Raw genomic sequence first — 22592 nt, forward strand, 5'->3', positions numbered from 1 at the left:
CCCCTTCCTGCGGGGTGACTTTCATGGCACCGAGCAAGACGTTCAATATCGCCGGTATCGTGACTTCCTACGCAATCGTACCCAATGATCGCATCCGGGAAGAATTTTATTCTTTCCTTGAGGCCGGAGAGTTTGGCGATGGCACGATCTTCGCTTATACGGCAACGACCGCCGCTTACACCTATGGCGCCGAATGGTTGCAACAAATGCGAATGTATATCATGGAGAATGTACGTTTCGTGGAAGAGTTCATGAAACTACATCTCCCCAAGATAAAAGTTTACCAGCCCCAAGCCTCCTTCCTCGTTTGGTTGGATTGCAGGGAACTGAAATTAAGTCAAGATGAACTCGTACACCTGTTCAAAGACAAAGCCGGACTAGCGTTGAACGACGGAAGTATCTTCGGCCCCGGGGGAGAAGGCCATATGCGTTTGAACATTGGCTGCCCCCGCTCTGTTTTAGATAAAGCGATGAACGCTCTTAAAAAGGCGGTGGATAAGAAATAAAATCGTATCTTTGCGAGCATTTCTATACATATTTAAAATACAAGACAAATGAAAATTACAGCAAACAAATACGTTGCGGTTACATACGACCTGAACGTTGGCGAAGGTGAAGAACGTGAGTTAATGGAAAAAGCGACGGTCGAGGCTCCTTTGAAATTCATCTACGGAACAGGCATGATGCTTCCGGCATTCGAGAAAGCCTTGAACGGGCTGGAAGTAGGTGGCACGTTCAACTTCTCCATCGAGCCAGCCGAGGCTTATGGCGAATATAACGAGGAGCACGTATTGGATCTTCCGAAGAATATCTTCGAGGTGGACGGTAAATTCGACGCCGAGATGATCAAGGAAGGTAATACCGTCCCAATGATGGATTCTAATGGCAACCGTATGAACGGCTCTGTATTGGAAGTGAAGGATGATATCGTGGTAATGGACTTCAACCATCCGTTGGCTGGCGAGACTTTGCATTTCAGCGGCGAGGTAATCGACGTACACGAACCGACAGCGGAAGAGATCGCAGCCTTCTCCGCTCCCGCAGGTGGATGTAGTTGCGGTTGCGACGATTGCGGTAGCGATTGTGGCGATAACCACGAGGGTGGTTGCGGTTGTGGTGGATGCCACTAAATAATGGAAAATTGAGAATTGAAAATTGAAAATTAGGAGAAACGCCTAATCATCGGCTTTTGATTCTCAATTTTCAGTTTTCAATTTTCAATTAGACAAAGCGGTGAATACTTTTGGTAATATTTATAGATTAACATCGTTCGGCGAATCGCACGGCCCCGGTATCGGCGGCGTGATCGACGGATGCCCAGCCGGGATCGAATTAGATACGGCATTCATCCAGCAAGAGCTGAACCGTCGTAAACCGGGACAATCCCGTATCACGACCCCCCGTAAAGAGGATGATGAGGTACAATTTCTTTCCGGCATCTACGAGGGAAAGACAACCGGTACGCCGATAGGTTTCATCATCTGGAACAAAAACCAACATTCCTCGGACTATGACAATATGAAGACGGTTTACCGTCCTTCCCATGCCGATTATACCTATCAAACGAAATATGGAATCCGTGATCCCCGTGGAGGTGGACGTTCGTCCGCTCGGGAAACGATCGCTCGTTGCGTGGCTGGGGCTATCGCTAAACTCGCCCTTAAACAATACGGCATACAGATCCAAGCTTATACCTCGCAGGTCGGCCCGATCCAATTAGCGGGTAGTTACCAAGATTATGATTTAAGCTTGACGGAGGAGAGCGACGTACGTTGCCCGGACCCGAAGACCGCCTCAGAGATGGAAACCTTGATCGCCGAGGTCAAATCAAAAGGAGATACGATCGGCGGTGTTATTACCTGTGTGGCGAAAGGGGTTCCCGTCGGATTGGGAGAGCCTGTGTTCGGCAAGTTACATGCCGCGTTGGGACATGCGATGCTTACGATCAACGCCGTGAAGGGCTTCGAGTATGGAGACGGATTCAACGCCGCCTTCTTCCGCGGATCGGAAAGGAACGATCGCTTTTTCAATGATAACGGGCATATCAATACTCGTACCAATAATTCCGGCGGTATCCAAGGAGGGATCTCCAACGGACAAGATATTTATTTCCGGGTAGCCTTTAAATCGGTCGCTACGATCTTGATGGAACAAGAAACGGTTAACATGGAGGGAGAGGATACGATATTAAAGGCACGCGGACGTCATGATCCATGCGTATTGCCTCGTGCGGTACCTATCGTCGAGTCTATGACCGCCATGACTTTATTGGATTATTTATTGATCCAGAAGACACGGGAAAACTTTTAAGACTAATTCTATATGGCTTGGATTCTGTTAATTATAGCCGGATTATTCGAGATCGGCTGGCCGCTGGGCTTTAAATTAGCAAGTATGCATTCCAAATATTTTATTTGGTTTATAGGTTTATCGATCTTATCCATGGGCTTAAGCGGTTATTTCTTATATCTCGCCCAGAAAAGCATCCCGATCGGTACGGCTTATGTAATCTGGACCGGGATCGGGGCTATAGGGACTGTTCTTCTTGGAATCTTGTTTTTCCATGATTCCGCGAATATATTCAGATTATTGTTCTTATCTTTGATATTGATAGGGATCGTCGGCCTGAAATTAGTCCATTAATCCGGGAGAAAAACACCAGTATTCGCATAGCCTCACGGCAGTATCGGTGTGAACTTACGCCAGTATAGGCGTAGGGCTATGCGGATACCGGCGTTAAACGATGCGGTTATTCATGATGGTAAGGCTCGTTATTCAAGATCGTCATCGCCCGGTAAATCTGCTCGATAAAGATCAATCGGATCATCTGGTGGGAAAAAGTCATCTTGCTCAACGAGATCTTTTCCGATGCCGCCTTATACACGGCCTCACTAAAACCGTAAGGACCGCCCACCACAAATACCAAGCGTTTCGGAACCGCATGCATTTTCTTTTCCAGATAAGTAGAAAATTGCATGGAGGTGAACTCCTTCCCTTTCTCGTCCAGCAACACCAAATAATCGCCGGGCTGCAAAGCCTTTAAAATCAATTCGCCCTCTTTCTCCTTTTGCTGCACCTCTGAGAGGTTCTTCACGTTCTTTATATCCGGTATGACTTCCATTTCAAAGGGTATATAATGCGTCAAGCGATTTTTATACTCATTGATAGCCTCCACAAAATAACCGGCATCCGTCTTACCAATCACAATCAGTCCAATCTTCATCTACTTACATTTACAGGTTTAGAAAGGCTAAGTTACAAGAAAAATACATACCTTTGCCACTAATTACTCAATAAAATAAAGAAAGCTTATGAAACGACTCTTACTTACATTCGCCTTGATATTCGCATTCGTATGTGCGCAGGCGGCGGATATTACCAGTATATCAAATGCTTTCAAGGCAGGAAATGCCTCCTCTCTATCCGGTGCTATGGATAAGGTGGTGGATGTAGCCTTGCCCGGTTCCTCTAAGAAATGTAACGGAAGTGAGGCCGTCTCTATGTTGTCCTCATTTTTCAGTTCGAATAAGCCTTCCGGATTCTCGGTCGTACATCATGCGGATAAAAAGGAAAGCGGTTTCCTTGTCGGAAAGCTTCCGACGTCTTCCGGTGAGTACCGTGTAAACATCACGTACCGTGCCGAAGGGAATACAGCGATTATACAATCAATCAGAATAGAATAAAAGATGGACAAACTTATTGACGACTTAATCAAATTAGCGTTTGCCGAGGATATTGGCGATGGTGATCATACCACCTTATGTTGCATCCCCGAGACAGCGATGGGGAAAAGCCAGCTGATCATCAAGGAAGATGGCGTATTGGCCGGCGTGGAAATGGCTAAACGTATCTTCCACGACTTCGATCCGGAACTGAAAATGACGGTCTTTATACAAGACGGAGCCGAAGTGAAAAAAGGGGATATAGCGTTCGTGGTGGAAGGTAAGATCCAATCCTTATTGCAGACCGAGCGGTTGATGCTGAACGTTATGCAACGCATGAGCGGTATCGCTACTACGACTCGTAAATACGCCAAGGCGTTAGAAGGCACCAAGACACACGTTCTAGATACTCGCAAGACAACTCCCGGTATGCGTATGATCGAGAAAGAGGCCGTACGTATCGGTGGCGGCATGAACCATCGCATCGGTTTGTTCGATATGATCTTATTGAAAGATAATCATGTGGATTTCGCCGGCGGCATCGAGCAAGCGATCACACGTGCGCAAAACTATCTGAAAGAGAAAGGAAAGAGCCTAAAGATCGAGATCGAGGTTCGTAACTTCGACGAGTTGGAACAAGCCATGAAAGTAGGCGGTATCGATCGTATCATGTTGGATAATTTCAATATCGAGAATACAAAAGAAGCGGTTCGCCGCATCAACGGACGTTTCGAGGTAGAGTCTTCCGGCGGTATCACGTTCGACACATTACGTGATTACGCGGAATGTGGCGTAGACTTCATCTCCGTAGGGGCTTTGACTCACTCCGTGAAGAGCTTGGATATGAGCTTCAAAGCCTGCTAAAACGAAAAACGATCATTCTATAAAAAAACAGCCTTGAGAAGATCAACTTCTTGAGGCTGTTTTTCTATATCTACCCTATTATCTTGATTCACTATCATTTCTGATAGAACTATTATCATTTTTAAAACATTGCCATTCCTTCCTTTCCCGTACTTTTAAGAACAAATTATTCAACCTAAAAATAGTATCATGAAAGAATTGAAAATGTTTATAGATGGCAGATTCATTGAGAATGAGTCTGGGAAATGGATCAAGGTATTGAATCCTTCTACCGAAGAGGTTATTTCACTGATGCCTGACGGGACGGTTGAAGATGCCAGAAAAGCAATCGATGCCGCAGAGAAAGCGCAGAATCAATGGGAAAGAACACCCTCTATAGAAAGGGCGGCTTATCTGACAAAGATAGCGGCAGGCATCCGTAAGAGAGAGAAGGAACTGACCGACATCATCGTCCGTGAAGGAGGCAAAACCCAAGGACTCGCCAATGTTGAAGTCCTTTTTACCGCGGACTATATGGATTACATGGCAGGCTGGGCCCGCCGGTACGAAGGGGAAATCATTCCCAGTGACCGCCCTCATGAAAACATTTTCTTATTTAAGAGACCGATTGGAGTAACGACAGGTATCCTACCTTGGAATTTCCCATTCTTTCTAGTCGCTCGTAAAGCCGCGCCGGCCTTGATCACCGGAAATACGATCGTAATAAAACCTAGCCAGCTTACGCCAGAGAACGCATATGTATTCGCACAGATCGTGGAGGAGGCAGGTTTGCCTGCCGGCGTTTTCAATCTAGTAAATGGACGGGGTAGCGTGATTGGTCATGAACTCTCGGCGAATCCGAAAGTAGGCATGGTAAGTCTGACAGGAAGCGTGGGAGCCGGACAACAGACCATGGCAGCCGCCGCTCCTAATATCACGAAAGTTTCTCTGGAGTTAGGAGGTAAAGCCCCGGCTATCGTGATGAAGGACGCAGATGTCGATCTCGCCGTTAAATCCATTATTGCCTCTCGTGTGATCAATACCGGACAGGTATGTAATTGTGCCGAACGGGTTTATGTAGACAAAGCGATAAAAGAGACCTTCATGGAAAAACTAGTCGCCGGCATGAAGCAGGTAAAAGTAGGAAACCCCAATGAGATCGCGGATCTGGATATGGGACCTCTTATCGAAGCCAGTGCGTTGAAGTCTATGGAGAAAAAAGTAGAAAGAGCGATCCAGCAAGGTGCTAGGCTACTGTGTGGTGGTCATAGGATCGGTACAAAAGGATATTTCTTCGAACCGACCGTTTTGGATTGTGTTACGCAGAAAATGGATATCATACAAGAAGAGACTTTTGGCCCCGTGCTACCGGTTGTCGAATATTCGGACATCAACGACGCTATCGCATGGGCGAATGATTGCGAATATGGATTGACATCTTCCGTATATACACAAAACTTGGATAACGCATTCAAGGTAATGCGTTCCTTAAAATTCGGGGAGACTTATATTAACCGTGAGAATTTTGAGGCTATGCAAGGCTTCCATGCGGGATGGCGTAAATCCGGAATCGGTGGTGCGGACGGAAAACATGGACTTGAGGAGTATTTGCAAACTCAAGTGGTTTATCTTGAGACAAAGGAATAAAAAATAAGACTAAAGATCCCTTCTTGGGATCTTTAGCACATCTACTTAATCTAACGTCAAATTAAACTCATCCCTCAAACGACCCAAGGTAGGATTTATCTTCATCAGCAGCTCTAGCTTCTCCGTGGATGTATAAGCCAAGTGCTTCTCATTTCCCTCTACGATCCGGACACGCATCTGGATGCGGCTGTTATTAAGATGCTGGCGGAGAAATGGCAGGATATGGATCGCATTATTGATCAATTCCTCTTGCTGCCCCGGGTTATGTACAGCTACCTCGAAATAATAATTCTCTTGCAAGGTAGGCTTGCAATTGATCATCGTATTCTTAAGATACACTTTCTTGTCAATCGTTGCGGCGTAATTATCCCATTCACGAACCAAGGAATCATTGTCAAAGGGAGTTACTACCTCCTTTACGTTCGTTGTCGCTTGTTGAACGGTTTGTTGCTTAGGCTTCTCCACTCCGATCTCCTTCATGGAGATCCCCATCGGACGAGCCGTTTTACGAGCCGGATTAGGCGCTGTAGACGGAGGTGGCGCAGGAACCGAGCTCGGCATGTGCGTACTCATAACTTGTGGAGCACCGGCCGCTGCCGTAACTGAAGGAGCTTGAGGCGGCTGTTGGGGCTGCCCGCTATTCACCGCTTGAGAAGACGGATTCGTCCCAGCAATCGGCTCAATTAACGCTTTTTTTTTATCGTCGACGGCCACCTGTGTTAATTGACAGAGCTGAATCAACGTCAATTCCAATAAAAGACGCTTATTGCGGCTGGCACGGTAATTCAAATCGCACGTATTCGCTAGCTCTATCGCCTTGAACAGAAGTTGATCCGGACAATGTTTCGCCATCTCCTTATATCGTTCCCGTATAGAAGCTCCCACCTCGAATAGCACCAAGGTGGACTCATCCCGGCATACCAATAAGTCCCGGAAATGCCCAGCCAAACCGGTTATGATATTCTGCCCGTCGAATCCTTTGCCTAATATCTCATTCAAGATCAATAAAGAAGCCCGCACATTGCCGGATAAGATCGCATCTGTCAGACGAAAATAATACTCATAATCCAGCACGTTCAAGTTATCGATAACCGCTTGATACGTGATATTGCCATTCGTGAAACTTACCACTTGGTCAAAGATAGACAAAGCGTCGCGCATACCTCCATCCGCCTTCTGAGCGATCACGTTCAAGGCTTCCGGTTCCGCAGTTACCCCCTCTTGCGAAGAGACATATTGCAAATGCTCCACCATGTCGGCGATGGATATACGGGAGAAATCATAGATCTGACAACGGGAAAGGATCGTGGGAAGCACCTTGTGCTTCTCGGTCGTAGCCAAGATAAAGAGAGCATGATGCGGAGGTTCCTCCAATGTCTTCAAGAATGCGTTGAAAGCGGCGGTTGTCAACATATGGACCTCGTCAATAATGAAGACTTTGTATTTACCGATTGGAGGCGGGATACGCACTTGGTCGATCAAGGTACGGATATCGTCCACCGAGTTATTCGAGGCGGCATCCAGTTCATGGATATTGTAAGAACGCTGCTCATTGAAAGCCCGGCACGACTCGCACGCATTGCAAGCCTCGCCATCCGCCGTCGGATTCAAGCAATTGATCGTCTTCGCAAAGATACGGGCACACGAGGTCTTTCCGACTCCACGAGGACCGCAAAACAGGTAAGCATGCGCTAATTTGTTACTTTGTATCGCGTTTTTCAGCGTAGTGGTAAGAGACTTCTGCCCTACTACACTCCGGAAAGTGGACGGGCGATATTTTCTTGCCGATACAATATAATTATCCATTCTCTGCTTTTTATTGATAAGACAAAGATAAACAAAATAATTCATTATCTTCGCGAAAACGATGTTCTGATGTCACGCATAAAAGAGTTTTACATAAAGTATCTATCGTGGATCAACGCTTATTGGTTGGTTACCATCGTGTTCCTTATCGTCACCTTTACGGTGGGCGATAGCAGCCTGTATAAACGCTATACGTACGACGAGAAAATACGCGGTTTGGAGAAAGAGATCAAACATTACCAAAAGGAGATCGAGATCAACAGCAAGAAATTAAACGACCTTCATACGGACAAGGAGGGACTGGAACGTTTCGCCCGTGAAGAGTATTTCATGAAAAGGTCGAACGAGGATGTTTTTATTATCAAGGACAAATAAATGAATCAACAAATCAGATCGATTATTTTCGGCGTAGCGGGATTACTCGTATTAGCCGGTGCCATATTGTTTCTTACTCATTGGGCTGTCGCCCCTTATTTATTCGCTGTCGGTGCGGCGGGTATAGCCGTTTGCTATCTGACCCTTCCGGTTAAGGACTTGGACTTTCGTCGCCGCCGGCTCCACCGTTTCAACGTATTCGTCGGACTTCTAATGATCGTATCTTCCGGCTTTATGTTCAACAACCGTACCGAGTGGATCCTTTGCTTGAGCGTAGCCGCTATCTTACAGGTATATACCGCTTTCGTTACTCCTAAAGAGTAATTGGCCGCAAAACGCAGTGCTACTGACCCGACCGATGAATATATACTGACCAGGCCAACGCAGTATATATTACTTTGCAGATACAGTATATCTTCTATAAAGTCCCCGGTAAGCACCGTTAAAAAAAGGGTGTATCAAACGTTCCTTTGATACACCCTTTCTTTTATAAATTCTATTAATAGCTTACTTGGCCGGAGAGGAATAATTCTTATTCAAGTATTCCAGCAATTCGCCTGTGATATCATAGGAATCGCCAGCCAAAAGGATATTATCTCCTACCGTATTGCTGAATACCACTTGATAGCCTCTACCCAGATTGAAAGCCTTCAATTGAGAAACAACCGTATCGCGTAATTGCTCGTTCAACTTCTGCTGCTCTTGCATCAACTCTTGAGCCAATTGGTTATCTAAGTTCTGCAACTCTTGTTGCTTATTCAATAAACGTTGTTGCTCTTGCTCCGCCCTCTCACGGGTAAGGAAAGCGTTATTTTCTACCTTACGCTGGAAATCTTGCATCTCGCCTTGTAAACTACGGGCTTTCTGGGTGATGTTAGCACGGGAATTCTCTTGTTTCTTCAAGATGATCTCGTTCAGATCCTTGGAATAATTGTAATTAAGTAACAGGGAATCCACATTTACATAAGCGATCGGAAGTAAGGCCGTTGTGTCTCCCGCTGACGCGAATGTTCTTGTTACGCTTGATTCTTTCTTGCCGGAAAATTGCATAATATACAAGATTACGACAGCCACCGCTAGCACACCGTTAATAACGTAGTTAATGTTCTTCATAAAGTGCAATTTAAATCTTATTTTTTTATTCTTTTATTTCGTTCATGATGTCATAGAGTCCCTTTTGCTTCACCGCCATACGATCCATGGTCTTCGCACAAAATATACCTTTCTTACCCAACGCCCTGTTTCCTTCGATATGCGTATTCGGGAACCTTCCTCCCTTTTTCAACAGCACTTTTATCGATAGCAACACGACACTGATAACAAGAATTATGACCGTAAATAATAACGTTGTAAGCATTTTCTCTATATTTGTGGACGCAAATATAAGAGTTTAAGTGATTACTAAGTGTCTTTTTGGCATTTTATTCTACTTTTTTTCGAACTAAGCTCTTTCAGTTGCGGTTTTATTAACTTTAGAGTAACATCTATAATACATTGTAACATTATGAAGATTACTGATTTAAAGCCTACTATCGTATGGAAGTTCTTCCATCAAGTAACCCAAGTGCCTCGCCCCTCAAAAAAGGAAGGCAAAATGATTGAATTCCTAGAATCATTCGCGAAAGAGTACAAAATAGCTATCAAGAAAGATGAAGCCGGCAACCTTTTAATGTCAAAGCCTGCCACTCCGGGAATGGAGGATCGTCCGGTAGTCGTATTGCAGTCTCACATGGATATGGTTTGCGAGAAAAATAACGGTACGAAACACGATTTCGACAATGATCCGATCGAGACGATCGTCGACGGCGAATGGCTGCGTGCCAACGGCACTACTTTGGGAGCCGATAATGGTATCGGTGTAGCGGCCGAGTTGGCTTTGCTTGCCTCCGATGATATCCAACACGGTCCGATCGAATGTTTGTTCACAGTAGACGAAGAAACAGGTTTGACCGGAGCGAAAGCCTTGAAAGAAGGTTTCATGACCGGAGATATCTTGTTAAATCTCGATAGCGAGGACGAGGGAGAGATCTTTATGGGTTGCGCCGGAGGTAAAGACACACAAGCGACTTTCCATTATGAGCCAGTTCCTACGTCCGATAAGATGCAGTATTTCCGTATCGATGTGAAAGGGTTGAATGGCGGTCACTCCGGTGGCGAGATCCACAAAGGATTAGGCAATGCCAACAAGATATTGGTTCGTTTCTTATTCTTATTGAAAAAGAAATATGATTTCGTTCTTTGCTCTATCGATGGAGGAAACTTACGTAACGCAATCGCTCGCGAGGCACACGCCGTGATCGGCTTGCATCCGGAAAATAAGGAGGATGTACGTATCTTGCTGAACCATTTCGCCGCCGACGTTGAAAATGAGTTGAAACATGTAGACCCGAGCGTTCAGTTAGCGATGGAGTCCACGGATCGTCCGGAGTATCATATCGACAATGCCACCGCCGAGAAATTAATCTACGCCTTGCACGCTTGTCCGCACGGCGTAATCGGTATGAGCCACGATATAGAAGGCTTGGTAGAGACTTCTACCAACCTTGCTTCCATAAAGATGAAAGAAGGCAATACGATCTTGATCGGTACCAGCCAGCGTAGCTCTATCGAATCATGCAAGATCGCTATCGCCAATACGGTAGCCTCCACGTTCCTATTGGCTGGAGCAGATGTAAAACATGGCGATGGCTATCCGGGATGGGCCCCGAACCCCGACTCTAAGATCTTGAAGATCGCACAGGAGACTTACAAACGCCTATTCAACAAAGACGCCAAGATCATGGCCATCCACGCCGGATTAGAGTGCGGTTTGTTCTTGGAAAAATATCCGAAACTGGATATGATCTCTTTCGGGCCTACTTTGCGTGACGTACATTCACCCAACGAGCGTATCGAGATCGCTACGGTCGGTTTATGGTGGAGCCACCTTCTTGAATTATTAAAGAGCATCCCCGCAAAATAAACCAACGTTTTTTGCGTTATAAGAAGAGGAAAGACACGATAACCGTGTCTATCCTCTTTTTTTATGTTAATGTCTTGCAACTTTTTTATGATAATTTTGTTTATCTATTAAAACAAGAACACAAGATATTTACAGTTAACATTTACGAAAATGAAAAGATTAACGATAACGCTATTTATACTCGCAACGCTTCTGTTGAACATGCTTCCGGCATGCGACGGTTTGGATGATCATTATTCCACCAACCCGACTTACCGGCTAAGCTTCTCGACAGACACGCTCGCTTTTGATACGATCTTCAGTACGATCGGTTCTACCACCCGTCAATTTATGATCTACAATAAAAATAGTGAACCTCTGAGCATTGAGTCCATCATGCTGGCCAGTGGAGAGGCTACCGGCTTCCGCATGAATGTGGATGGACGCAAAGGTAGCTCATTTAATAATGTAGGGATACTCGCCAACGACAGCATGTATGTATTCGTGGAAGTAACGGTCGATCCGAATGGTGGCAATCAACCTCTGTTGATACAGGATTCCGTACTTTTCACCGTGAATGGCATCCGTCAATCCGTATTATTGGAAGCCTACGGGCAGGATGTTAATCTTTACAAAGGCGGTGTTACGATTACAAAAGATTCTATCCTCACGGCCAATCGTCCTTACTTGATCTACGATAGTTTGGTTATCGCTAAAGGGGTTTCATTGAATATCGAGAAGGGGGCTACTTTCTATATGCATGATAAAGCGAGCCTGATCGTTCACGGCTCCATGAACGCTTTAGGCACCTTGGATGAGCCTATCACTTTCCGAGGCGATCGTTTGGATTATATACTAAATGATATATTACCGTATGACCGGACTCCCGGGCAATGGGGAGGCATTACCTTTAAGGCGGATAGCTACGGGAATGTCTGGGATAATGTAATCGTACGTAATGGTACCTCCGGTGTATATTGCGAGCTTTCCACCCCGGACCGCCCAAAGATCAAGATAAACAACTCACAGATCACGAATATGGGGAGCGATCTATTCTTCGCCATCAATTGTGATGTTATCGCTACAAATACGGAATTCAGCAATGCCGGAGGAAGTGTACTCACTTTAGTCGGTGGTAAATATTACTTCGCTCACTGTACGATGGCTAATTACATGAGTTTAACCAAAAGGGAAATGGCCAGCGAGACTGTTCCTTTGGATAGTAAATGCCTATACTTGCTCAATAACGTAACAGTAGACGGAAATGGCCCGTATCCTATCACGCAAGCTTATTTTGACAATTGCACTATCGATGGAAGTTACGATGTCGAATTAAAAGCAGATGGCAGTACAGATTTCGATTATCGGTTCAATCACTGTGCGCTTAAAGCCAAAGAATCCTCCAGCGATCACTTCAAGGAGGTCTTGTTTATCAAAAAGACTCCTTCCTATCGGAAAGTAGGAGGCAAGCAAAATAAATACACCTATGATTTCCGGCCAGATTCCGTATCGACTACCGGAGTCGGAAAAGCAGATCCCGAGATAACGAAGAATTATCCGATCGATCGTTACGGTGTCAACCGGCTAACCAGTTCGAACGGCCCGACCATAGGAGCCTACGAGTTTGTTCAGGAAGAGACCGAAGATTCAAACCAATAAGAATACATTACATATTAACAATTAATCAAAGCTTTAACTATGAAGATTTTTATGTTTTTTCTTTTATTCTTTGCCTCCCCTCCGTTATTTGCCCAAGCTACGTTCAAGGTCATGACCTATAATGTGGAGAACTTTTTCGACACAAGGGATAATCCAACCAAGAATGACGATGAATTTCTACCTTCCGGCAACCGGTACTGGACACAAAGCCGCTACTATCATAAGCTACAACAAATAGCGAAAGTAATAAGCGCTGCCGGGGAATGGAGCACACCGGCCTTAATAGCTCTTTGCGAAGTCGAGAACGACTCCGTCCTGTCTCATCTTACCCGTCGCACACCGCTCCGCTGGCAGGATTACCGATATATTATCACTCAAAGCCCCGATCCCAGAGGTATTAATGTCGCTCTTCTTTATCAACGAGATCAATTCTTTTATTTACGACATGAATCCATTCCAATTCGTTTTTCCGGGAACAAACACAAATTAACCCGAGATATCCTACACGTATATGGAAAGATCATAACAGGCGATACCTTAGATGTTTTCGTGTGTCATTTCCCCTCCCGCTACGGAGGAGAAAAAGAAAGTGAAAAGGATCGTTTTGACGCGGCCCGCACTTTACGGGGATCTAGCGATTCCCTGTTACTGATACGAGAAAAGCCGCAGATACTCATTATGGGAGACTTCAATGATACCCCTCAAGACAGAAGTATTTCCGAGATATTCGCTGCCCAAGCCTTTCCTGAAAATACGCAGATCACAGATTCCACATCTTGTACCTATTATAATTTGTTCGCAAGCCCCCATATAACTCAATTCCCGGGTAGTCATAAATACCAAGGCGAATGGAGCCAACTCGATCAAATAATCGTAAACCGGGATCTCATCACGCAAGAGTCTTCCATGCATATCATTCCGGAAAGCATCCACATATTCGCTCCTGATTTTTTATTGACTAAAGATAAAACATGGCGGGGGGTACGTCCTTTTCGAACCTATTACGGCTTTAAATATGAGGGCGGTTTTAGTGACCATTTACCATTAACAGTCGATTTTCTAATACGTTCTCAGATCAAACGCTGAAAAGAAAACCTTGAAACCTTTTTTTCGATCTCTTGTTATCCTATTAAAGAAGAAAAGCTATGTAGTCAACAAGCAAACAGAACACATATGGAAATAAATCTCGCCTCAATCCGGCAAGAATACACAAAAGGAGGATTAAGGGAAAGCGAACTTCCGGATAACCCATTCTTGCTTTTCAGTCAATGGTTACAAGAGGCTATAGACAGCAAAGTAGATGAACCCACGGCCATGCTAGTAGGGACCGTATCTCCAGAAGGCAAACCTTCCACCCGTACCGTCTTATTAAAGGACCTGCATGATGATAAGTTTATTTTCTACTCCAACTACGAAAGCCGAAAAGGCAGGCAACTGGCACAAAACCCGGCAATCTCTCTTTCGTTTGTATGGCATCAATTAGAAAGGCAGGTACATATCGAAGGTACGGCTGAAAAAGTCCCCCCGGATGAATCGGATCAATATTTCAAAAAACGCCCGTATAAAAGCCGGATCGGAGCTCGTATATCCCCACAAAGTCAACCCATCGGCAACCGTGTGCAACTTATACGAGCTTTCATTAGAGAGGCAGCTCGTTGGATTGGAAAAGAAGTGGAGCGTCCGGCTCACTGGGGCGGGTATGCCGTCATTCCCGAACGTATCGAGTTCTGGCAAGGTAGGCCCAACCGACTTCATGATCGCATAGTATATACCCTTCAACCGGACGGCCATTGGAAAAAAGAAAGGCTCGCCCCATGAAATCAGGTACAAGTCCGATACCAAAGGATAAGAGATAGATAATTCATCGAAAACGATTATCTTTGTCTGTCAAAATACGTAATACCTATGAATATTAGATCCATATATCTAGCCGGTCTATTCGCAATCATCGGCTCCCACATAATCAACACAAACGCCCAGCAACTTAGGAATCCTTTCGATTTCCCGATCTTACTGAGCGGAAACTTCGGTGAGTTAAGAAGTAATCATTTCCATTCCGGAATAGACTTCAAGACACAAGGGGTAGAAGGTAAACCCGTACATACGGTACAAGAAGGATACGTATCACGTATATCCGTAAGTCCATGGGGCTACGGTAACGGGCTTTACATCACACACCCGGATGGAACGACCACCGTATACGGCCATCTACAAAAATTCTCGAAGAAAATAGCGAATTATGTAAAAGAGCAACAATACGCACAAGAAAGTTTCAATGTAAATCTCTTCCTTACGCCGGATTTGCTTCCTGTCGAGAAAAATGAAGTCGTAGCGTTAAGCGGCAATACCGGAAGCTCTGGTGGACCTCATCTCCATTTTGAGATACGAGACACCGAGACCGAGGAAGTCATGGACCCCTTGGATTATTTCTCGGATCGGATAACCGATACCCGTCCTCCTAAAATCCAAGGAATACAGATCGTCCCCATCGAAGGAAAAGGCGTAGTAAACGGCAAAAGCAAGAAGCTTGAGATAAAACCCGTCACGGCGAAAAACGGGAAACAGACAATCACTGGAAAAATCGAGGCATGGGGAGAAATAGGGCTCGCTGTAAAAGCCTATGATTATATGGATAATACGACTAACATTTATGGCGTACGAGAAATCACGCTCACGGCAGACAGCCAAGTGATTTTCCATAGTAATCTTGATAAGTTCGCATTTGACGAGACCCGTTATCTGAACACATTCACAGATTACGAAGAATGGAAAGATCATCGCTCTTTCTATATGCGTAGTTTCATCGAGCCGGGAAACCGTCTACGCTTCCTTGAAAGCGTAAACCGGGGAATCTTGCGTATAGATGAACCTCGTACCTATCATTTGACGTATACACTTGCTGACGCTTTCGGCAATGCCACCCGTTTATCCATCTGGATCGAGGGAAAGAAACAAGAGATCCCCCAGATCGATACGACTCATACAGAATTATTCCATTGGGGTAGCGAGAATAGGTTCGGCGCTAAAGGCATCCGTCTCGTCATGCCTAAAGGTAATCTATATAATGACCTCTACTTCCGCTATTCGGTGAAAGAAGATAGTACCTCATTATCAGCCACCCACATATTGCACGATAAGCCAATCCCTTTGCATGGAACGGCCCAGTTATCACTATTCTTGCAAAGCGATACGCTTGAGAATAAACAACAATATGGTGTGGTTCGCTTACAAAACGGACGTGCCTCTTGGATGGGCGGTACATACCGTAATGGCTGGATCGACGCAAATATCAAGGAATTGGGCAGTTATAAGATACAACAAGATACAAAGGCTCCGGTTATCACGCCGATCAACCAACAGACGTGGGTCAGCAAACAGAACTTCATATTCCGTTTGTCCGATAACTTAAGCGGGGTACAAACCTACCGGGGAGAAATAGACGGGCAGTTTGTCTTATTCGAGATGAATAATAAATCGGTTATTACCTATCGCTTCGATAAAGAGAGGTTGCAAAGAGGCAAGCATGAACTTAAATTAATCGTAACGGATGCTTGCGGAAATGAGTCGATTTATACACATCCGTTTACTTGGTAGGACGATTTATCGTATTTTTTAGGCAAAATATAAGTCCTTTGATTGCTTTACTTTAAGAAATTCGTATATTTGTTTCTTGTATATTTATCGTATTGAGTAGATTGCTCAACAATAAACACAATAATATTATAAACATGGAAAACAACGACTTATTAGAAATGGTAAGAAGTAAGGCACAAGGATGGCTTACGAAAAGTTATGATGCGGAAACTCGTGCTCAAGTTCAAGCGTTACTTGACAACGAAGATCCTACTGAGTTAATCGAGTGTTTTTATAAAGACCTAGAATTCGGAACAGGTGGATTGCGCGGAATCATGGGGGTAGGTTCAAATCGTATGAATATATATACAGTTGGCGCGGCTACCCAAGGTTTATCCAACTATCTGAAAAAGGAATTTGCGGATTTAGAACAGATAAAGGTTGTCATCGGCCACGATTGCCGTAACAACAGCCGTAAGTTCGCGGAAATATCAGCCGATATCTTCTCCGCTAACGGCATCAAGGTTTATTTATTCGAAGACCTGCGTCCGACTCCGGAAATGTCATTCGCTATCCGTAAACTGGGATGCCAGAGCGGTATCATCTTGACGGCTTCTCACAATCCGAAAGAATACAACGGATACAAGGCTTATTGGGATGATGGCGCACAAATGATCGCCCCGCACGATAAGAATACGATCGCCGAGGTTAACAAGATCCGTAACGCTAGCGAGATTAAATTCAAAGGAAATAAAGAATTGATCGAGATCATCGGACAAGCGATCGATGATGAATATATCAAGGAATTAACAACGATTTCTTTGTCTCCGGAGGCTATTTCCCGCCATAAGGATATGAAGATCGTGTATACTCCAATTCACGGAACAGGTGTTAAATTGGTTCCTGCCGCTTTGAAAGCTTACGGATTCACGAACATTATCCATGTACCGGAACAAGATGTTGTTAGCGGTGATTTCCCGACGGTTATCTCTCCGAACCCGGAAGAGCCGGCTGCTTTAGCTATGGCTGTAGAGAAAGCAAAAGAGACTGACGCTGAATTGGTAATGGCTTCCGATCCGGACGCAGACCGTGTAGGTGCCGCCGTTAAGAATAACGAAGGCGAATGGGTACTTTTGAATGGTAACCAAACCGCTTTGATGTTCGTTTACTATTTAATCACTCGCTGGAAAGAGTTAGGTAAGATCAATGGTAAAGAATATATCGTAAAGACAATCGTTACGACAGAGACGATCAAGACGATCGCCGAGCGTAATGGCGTAGAAATGTACGATGTTTATACAGGCTTCAAATGGATCGCTAACGTTATGCGTGAGAACGAAGGCAAGAAAAACTATATCGGTGGTGGCGAGGAAAGCTACGGATTCCTTTGCGAGGACTTCGTTCGCGATAAAGACGCTGTTTCCGCTTGCGTTATCTTAGCCGAGATCGCAGCTTGGGCAAAAGATCAAGGTTTGAGTTTGTATCAATTGCTTCAGAAGATTTACGTGGAATACGGCTTCTCTAAGGAGAAAGGTATCTCTGTCGTGAAGAAAGGCAAGAGTGGAGCGGAGGAGATCGAGGCTATGATGAAAAAGTTCCGTGAGAACCCGTTGACAGAGATCGCAGGCTCTAAGGTAACTTATTTCTACGATTACTCTACATTGAAAGGTAAGGACTATGCAGAGAACGAAACCGTTACATTAGATATGCCTACTACCTCTAATGTGCTTCAATACTTCACGGAAGATAATACAAAAGTATCTATCCGTCCTTCCGGAACAGAACCGAAGATCAAATTCTATTGCGAGGTTCACTCCAAGGTAAAGAATATCGATGAATTGCCGGAGGCAGAGAAAGCGGCAGAAGAAAAGATCAATCAGATCAAGGCTTCTTTAGGGATCTAATCGAACATAATTATTACATATAGAGGCAAGGGCGAGAATCGTTCTTGCCTCTTTTTATTCTATCAGATCAAATCAGACTTACTGAAACAAAACGGCAACAAGGCCGTCGCGCTCGGAACGAGATACGCTTCCTCTTTTCCACAAAGAAGGACTTTCATTGGTTTGTTATAACGTTGCTCGGTTTCCAACATCACCTGCCGGCAGGCACCACAAGGCGTGATAAGATCCACACGTTCCCCATCCTTCATAGCCGCGATCGCCAAAATCTGAACTGCCGCATCCGGATAACGTGCTCCCGCATAGAATAAGGTGGTCCGCTCCGCGCAAAGCCCAGACGGATAGGCTGCGTTTTCCTGATTATTTCCGGAAAGTATCTCCCCATTCTCCAATAGAACCGCCGCTCCCACATGAAACTTGGAATAAGGAGCATAAGCTTTTTTCGAGGCTTGAAAAGCGGCCTCGTACAATTGCCTATATATATTGTCCAATTCTCCTACCGCATAGACCTCTACCCGGGTCTCTAATTTCAATTCTTTCATTTTCTTGATTGTTTTAATGTTTTGAAAGAAACCTAACTATAATTCTTATTAGGCTATAAATATAAAAAGAATATACCAGAAGCATTCACGCTCCGCACATTTAATTAGATACAGCGAATATGTTTTCTTGATTTACCTCGACATGATTATTGGAAGATAATTATTATATTTGTGTATTGATAAATAAAATGAGGTATGACAAGAGTAAATAATCCTTTTATAACTAGCGGATATATATCTGCTGATTACTTCTGTGACAGGGAGATCGAGAGTAAGCAGCTAATTCGTGAGATCGTGAATGGAAATAACCTCGCTATTATCTCGGCACGTAGAATGGGTAAGACAGGACTGATCCAACACTGTTTCCACTCAAAAGAACTCTCAAAGGAGTATTATACATTCTTCGTTGATATTTATGCGACCAAGTCGCTACGTGATTTTATCTTCTCGCTGAGCAAGGTGATTCTCGAAAGTCTCAAGCCATTCGGCAAAAAGGCTGTTGAGATCTTTATCAATAGCGTCTTATCGCTTCAAGCAGGCATAAGTTATGACTTCACAGGTACCCCTTCGTTCAACATTCAGTTGGGAGATATTCAAAATTCGATGGCGACGCTTGAAGAGATTTTCAAGTACCTCGCAAAAGCAGACAAACCTTGTATTGTTGCCATAGACGAATTTCAGCAGATAACGAACTATTCCGAAAAGAATGTAGAAGCTCTGCTTCGAACACACATCCAGCACTGCAACAATGCCCAATTTATTTTCGCGGGAAGCCAACGTCATACAATGGGGAATATGTTCCTGAGCGCATCCCGCCCGTTCTATCAGAGTGTCTCCATGATGCACCTAGAGAGTATCGCTATAGAAAAATACATTGATTTCGTGCGCAACCATTTCAAGAAAGCCGACCGAACAATTACACCCGAGACGATTCGGATCGTGTATGAGAAATTCGATGGTGTGACGTGGTATGTGCAAAAGACGCTCAATGTGCTTTTCGCATTTACACCCGTTGGAGCTACGTGTGACGAATCGATGGTAGAGCCCGCTATCGCGTCGGTGGTCGATTCATACCGATTCAACTACCAAGAGACACTGTTCCGTCTTCCCGAAAGGCAAAAAGAGCTGCTTGTCGCCATCGCTAAAGAGGGCAACGCTAAATCTATTACCTCCGGAGAGTTTGTAAAACGCTATTCATTAACCTCTCCCAGTTCTGTCCAAGCCGCCGCAAAAGGGCTATTAGAGAAAGACTTTATCACTCTCTTCAACGGCAGTTACAGCATATACGACAAGTTTTTTGAGATTTGGTTACGAGAGAATTATTAATCCTTATACATTTATATAGAACAAAGACATATGCATTCAATGCTTCTTACACCAGATAAAGACCCGATGGGCGCCGCTATCATCGATTATCTCGCGCATGGGAAAGCGAGCAAGCTCCGTGTATTCTCCTCCATGTTCGATGAGGATGAGATTCCCGTGAATCAATTATTCCGGACTTTCCAAGAAATGCCCTCCTTGGAACAGAAAGCCCTTCAACTCTGTACAGGCAAGATACTGGATGTAGGTGCCGGAAGTGGATGCCACACCTTGGCCTTGCAGGAAATGGGTAAAGAGGTTACCGCTATCGACATATCCCCTCTTTCCGTAGAAGCGATGAACAAACGTGGTGTGAAAGACGCTCGCTTGCAGAATTTTTTTGACAAAAGCTTAACCGGACCATTCGATACCATTCTTCTCTTGATGAACGGTTCCGGGATTATCGGAAAACAGGAAAATCTCCCGGCTTTCTTTCACCGCCTAAAAGAGGTTCTAGCCCGAGACGGACAACTTTTACTCGACTCTAGCGACTTAAGTTATTTATTTGAGGATGAGGATGGGAATCTGGATATCGCCCCCGAAGATGATTATTTCGGAGAGATCGACTTCCGTATGCAATATAAGAGTATCAAGGGGGATTCATTTGATTGGTTATACATCGATTTCAACACGCTCAATCTATACGCAAGGCAAGCCGGCTTCAAAGCCGAGAAGATAGAGGAAGGAGAACATTATGACTATTTGGCACGTATCACCCACCTTTAAGAATATAAAGGTACCGAAAACCCTCTTTCGGTACCACTCTAGCAAACACCTGATTACGATTTATTGCCTTTATTGCATCAACCCTCCTTCTATGAAGAAAAGCACCTCATTTAATCGGCTTTTATTCGCTTCTTCATTCTTAAAAATGGAAGGAATAGCTATTATCTGGTCTTGAATCAATTTGTCTACCAAGTTCCACATCACCTCATGGTATAAGATCACCATCGCCACTTTTTCATCTTTAATTCCGTATCGGGTAGCCAAAGAGTTACAATTGCTCTTTAGTTCCGCACTAATAGCATCCACCAGTTTATCTGTTATTTGATGAAAACGGTCTTGTTGTCTCTTGATGATAGGAATTAATACATCTCCCTTGTCATCTACCAACCCATAGGGTTTTAACCTTGAGACAAGTTGGGTATCCGTTATTTTTCCGAATTCAGCTATTTCCTCCGCATACCGCTCCATTATTGAGTCATTGGGGACGATATCACTATTGACGTAAGTCAGAATCAGATCCTGTTCTCCATAGCTATTCGTACCACAGGCAAGGTCAGTTCTTGGCTCATACAATACCCAATAACAACCACTCCACCCGAAATGACTGTCTATATCATCAAACAAGACAAGTTTTGTCCACATCCTTCCATCCAATAGATATGAAAAGATAAGCGAAAGCGCATTGTCTTTGAATCCCATCTCATCATGGATCGTTTGGGTTAGCGAGATAAAATCGGATTTTGTCTTTGCGTACATAGATCCGGCGACCTCTTCGCTGAAACTCCTTAAAGAACGGGTTTGTTCTTGATCGAGAATCGGTATTGTTGTCTGCCATTTACCTTTAGCTTTACTGATGAGTCCACCAACTTTCAATAACAGCAATTGGCTATCAGAGCACTTGACACCCATCCCTCGTAATTCGCCCAAGGTATGCGGAGTCCGCAAATTGTATAATATTTCCCAGTTATTATCCAGCGTCACATAGTCCTCAGGCTGATGTACGCTTACCGCGACAAACTGAGTAGCTTCCCATTGCCCATAAGGACGTACTGGGATTTGCGCTTTCGCTACAGTAAAAACAGACGATAGGGCTAAGACAAGAAATAGATTCAGCCAGTATTTCATAACATTGATTTTTAGTCGTAAAGATAAGGTAAAAGTTGGATCAATCCTAATAAAAACATTCATCCCTGCGCATATAAAGTCTCCTGCGATCCTATATATTCCATATTCGCCGCCACCGAACGATCATTCAATGACGGCGAATGAAGAATACAGGCTAATCTTACGAAGAATAAGATGGTTACAAAAGAGGAATATAAACAAGTACGGATTACTTTCATGCAAGGTTTTGACCATGTACGTTCTTTTCCTTATATTTGCCTCCCAATCGAATCAATACATTTATATATATAAGATATGCGGTTATCTTTTCATATCCTAAGCATACTGCTTATATCCCTCCTCTGTTTAAGCGCGGGGGCGGAAAGCCAGCGCAAGCTGACTTCCTATCAAAAATACATCAGTAAGTACAGCGATTTGGCGGTTCAGCACC

General features: G+C 44.4%; 23 protein-coding genes and 1 pseudogene. 18 read left to right on the forward strand and 6 right to left on the reverse strand.

Translation table 11 applies throughout. The annotated features are described in order from the left end of the window. The 4 genes from QVP94_RS12990 to QVP94_RS13005 all read left to right on the forward strand — a co-directional run. Nucleotides 1–506, forward strand: a 506-nt coding sequence (locus tag QVP94_RS12990; protein ID WP_288213277.1) for an aminotransferase class I/II-fold pyridoxal phosphate-dependent enzyme, incomplete at its 5' end; no start/stop codon positions are given. A 48-nt stretch (nucleotides 507–554) separates the two neighbouring features. After that, on the forward strand, nucleotides 555–1130 hold the full coding sequence (locus QVP94_RS12995) for an FKBP-type peptidyl-prolyl cis-trans isomerase (protein WP_005854436.1): 576 nt from the start codon (nucleotides 555–557) through the stop codon (nucleotides 1128–1130). Nucleotides 1131–1233: 103 nt separating this feature from the next. Beyond that, the gene (gene aroC, locus QVP94_RS13000) at nucleotides 1234–2310 is read left to right on the forward strand and encodes a chorismate synthase (protein ID WP_022192777.1); all 1077 of its coding nucleotides are present in this window, start codon (nucleotides 1234–1236) and stop codon (nucleotides 2308–2310) included. Between the two features lie 12 nt (nucleotides 2311–2322). Further along, nucleotides 2323–2643, forward strand: a complete 321-nt coding sequence (locus QVP94_RS13005; RefSeq protein ID WP_005854432.1) for a DMT family transporter — start codon at nucleotides 2323–2325, stop codon at nucleotides 2641–2643. Between the two features lie 106 nt (nucleotides 2644–2749). Here the strand turns inward: QVP94_RS13005 and rlmH are convergent, their stop codons facing one another. Then, nucleotides 2750–3223, reverse strand: a complete 474-nt coding sequence (gene rlmH / locus QVP94_RS13010; protein ID WP_022192778.1) for a 23S rRNA (pseudouridine(1915)-N(3))-methyltransferase RlmH — start codon at nucleotides 3221–3223, stop codon at nucleotides 2750–2752. Between the two features lie 88 nt (nucleotides 3224–3311). On the opposite strand from rlmH, the gene QVP94_RS13015 reads away from it, so the two are divergent. From QVP94_RS13015 to aldA, 3 genes are all read left to right on the forward strand, one after another. Further along, nucleotides 3312–3683, forward strand: coding sequence for a DUF4783 domain-containing protein (locus QVP94_RS13015; protein ID WP_008780051.1), 372 nt, complete (start codon nucleotides 3312–3314; stop codon nucleotides 3681–3683). Nucleotides 3684–3686: 3 nt separating this feature from the next. Next, nucleotides 3687–4526, forward strand: a complete 840-nt coding sequence (gene nadC, locus QVP94_RS13020) for a carboxylating nicotinate-nucleotide diphosphorylase (RefSeq protein WP_005854425.1) — start codon at nucleotides 3687–3689, stop codon at nucleotides 4524–4526. A 189-nt stretch (nucleotides 4527–4715) separates the two neighbouring features. Beyond that, nucleotides 4716–6152 carry an aldehyde dehydrogenase gene (gene aldA, locus QVP94_RS13025; protein ID WP_022192779.1) on the forward strand — a complete coding sequence of 479 codons (1437 nt, stop codon included), beginning with the start codon at nucleotides 4716–4718 and terminating at the stop codon, nucleotides 6150–6152. 45 nt (nucleotides 6153–6197) lie between these two features. Here aldA and QVP94_RS13030 read toward each other — a convergent pair whose 3' ends face one another. Further along, nucleotides 6198–7958 (reverse strand): DNA polymerase III subunit gamma/tau, encoded by a 1761-nt coding sequence (locus QVP94_RS13030; protein WP_011966686.1) that lies wholly within the window; start codon nucleotides 7956–7958, stop codon nucleotides 6198–6200. A gap of 69 nt (nucleotides 7959–8027) precedes the next feature. Between QVP94_RS13030 and QVP94_RS13035 the strand changes: the two genes are divergently transcribed. Together QVP94_RS13035 and QVP94_RS13040 are read left to right on the forward strand one after the other, a co-directional pair. Next, on the forward strand, nucleotides 8028–8333 hold the full coding sequence (locus tag QVP94_RS13035) for an FtsB family cell division protein (RefSeq protein WP_005854418.1): 306 nt from the start codon (nucleotides 8028–8030) through the stop codon (nucleotides 8331–8333). Next, on the forward strand, nucleotides 8334–8657 hold the full coding sequence (locus QVP94_RS13040; RefSeq protein WP_022192780.1) for a hypothetical protein: 324 nt from the start codon (nucleotides 8334–8336) through the stop codon (nucleotides 8655–8657). Nucleotides 8658–8840: 183 nt separating this feature from the next. Here the strand turns inward: QVP94_RS13040 and QVP94_RS13045 are convergent, their stop codons facing one another. After that, the gene (locus QVP94_RS13045; RefSeq protein ID WP_005854413.1) at nucleotides 8841–9446 is read right to left on the reverse strand and encodes an OmpH/Skp family outer membrane protein; all 606 of its coding nucleotides are present in this window, start codon (nucleotides 9444–9446) and stop codon (nucleotides 8841–8843) included. 25 nt (nucleotides 9447–9471) lie between these two features. Continuing rightward, nucleotides 9472–9690, reverse strand: coding sequence for a hypothetical protein (locus QVP94_RS13050; protein ID WP_005854411.1), 219 nt, complete (start codon nucleotides 9688–9690; stop codon nucleotides 9472–9474). 147 nt (nucleotides 9691–9837) lie between these two features. Here QVP94_RS13050 and QVP94_RS13055 point away from each other — a divergent pair, with 147 nt between their 5' ends. The 6 genes from QVP94_RS13055 to QVP94_RS13080 all read left to right on the forward strand — a co-directional run bounded on the left by QVP94_RS13055 (nucleotide 9838) and on the right by QVP94_RS13080 (nucleotide 18410). Further along, complete coding sequence (locus tag QVP94_RS13055) at nucleotides 9838–11295, forward strand: aminoacyl-histidine dipeptidase (protein ID WP_005854410.1); 1458 nt, start codon at nucleotides 9838–9840, stop codon at nucleotides 11293–11295. Nucleotides 11296–11445: 150 nt separating this feature from the next. Further along, nucleotides 11446–12933, forward strand: coding sequence for a hypothetical protein (locus QVP94_RS13060; protein ID WP_011966688.1), 1488 nt, complete (start codon nucleotides 11446–11448; stop codon nucleotides 12931–12933). A 39-nt stretch (nucleotides 12934–12972) separates the two neighbouring features. After that, nucleotides 12973–14019 carry an endonuclease/exonuclease/phosphatase family protein gene (locus QVP94_RS13065; RefSeq protein WP_005854406.1) on the forward strand — a complete coding sequence of 349 codons (1047 nt, stop codon included), beginning with the start codon at nucleotides 12973–12975 and terminating at the stop codon, nucleotides 14017–14019. An 87-nt stretch (nucleotides 14020–14106) separates the two neighbouring features. Then, a complete protein-coding gene (gene pdxH, locus QVP94_RS13070; RefSeq protein WP_011966689.1) occupies nucleotides 14107–14751 on the forward strand; it encodes a pyridoxamine 5'-phosphate oxidase in 645 nt (214 codons plus the stop codon). Between the two features lie 87 nt (nucleotides 14752–14838). Further along, the gene (locus tag QVP94_RS13075; protein ID WP_008773545.1) at nucleotides 14839–16527 is read left to right on the forward strand and encodes a M23 family metallopeptidase; all 1689 of its coding nucleotides are present in this window, start codon (nucleotides 14839–14841) and stop codon (nucleotides 16525–16527) included. Nucleotides 16528–16661: 134 nt separating this feature from the next. Continuing rightward, nucleotides 16662–18410 carry a phospho-sugar mutase gene (locus QVP94_RS13080; RefSeq protein ID WP_005854401.1) on the forward strand — a complete coding sequence of 583 codons (1749 nt, stop codon included), beginning with the start codon at nucleotides 16662–16664 and terminating at the stop codon, nucleotides 18408–18410. A gap of 62 nt (nucleotides 18411–18472) precedes the next feature. Here QVP94_RS13080 and cdd read toward each other — a convergent pair whose 3' ends face one another. Next, complete coding sequence (gene cdd, locus QVP94_RS13085; protein ID WP_005854398.1) at nucleotides 18473–18949, reverse strand: cytidine deaminase; 477 nt, start codon at nucleotides 18947–18949, stop codon at nucleotides 18473–18475. 195 nt (nucleotides 18950–19144) lie between these two features. Between cdd and QVP94_RS13090 the strand changes: the two genes are divergently transcribed. Both QVP94_RS13090 and QVP94_RS13095 read left to right on the forward strand, forming a co-directional pair. Continuing rightward, nucleotides 19145–20275, forward strand: coding sequence for an AAA family ATPase (locus QVP94_RS13090; RefSeq protein ID WP_005854397.1), 1131 nt, complete (start codon nucleotides 19145–19147; stop codon nucleotides 20273–20275). Between the two features lie 30 nt (nucleotides 20276–20305). Further along, a complete protein-coding gene (locus QVP94_RS13095) occupies nucleotides 20306–21037 on the forward strand; it encodes a class I SAM-dependent methyltransferase (protein WP_022192781.1) in 732 nt (243 codons plus the stop codon). 69 nt (nucleotides 21038–21106) lie between these two features. Here QVP94_RS13095 and QVP94_RS13100 read toward each other — a convergent pair whose 3' ends face one another. Next, the gene (locus QVP94_RS13100; protein ID WP_005854392.1) at nucleotides 21107–22162 is read right to left on the reverse strand and encodes a hypothetical protein; all 1056 of its coding nucleotides are present in this window, start codon (nucleotides 22160–22162) and stop codon (nucleotides 21107–21109) included. 294 nt (nucleotides 22163–22456) lie between these two features. On the opposite strand from QVP94_RS13100, the pseudogene QVP94_RS13105 reads away from it, so the two are divergent. Then, nucleotides 22457–22592 (forward strand): annotated as a pseudogene (locus tag QVP94_RS13105) (glucosaminidase domain-containing protein); the annotation flags it as partial.

Source organism: Parabacteroides sp. CAG:2, from assembly GCF_000436315.1.
Taxonomy (GTDB): domain Bacteria; phylum Bacteroidota; class Bacteroidia; order Bacteroidales; family Tannerellaceae; genus Parabacteroides; species Parabacteroides distasonis.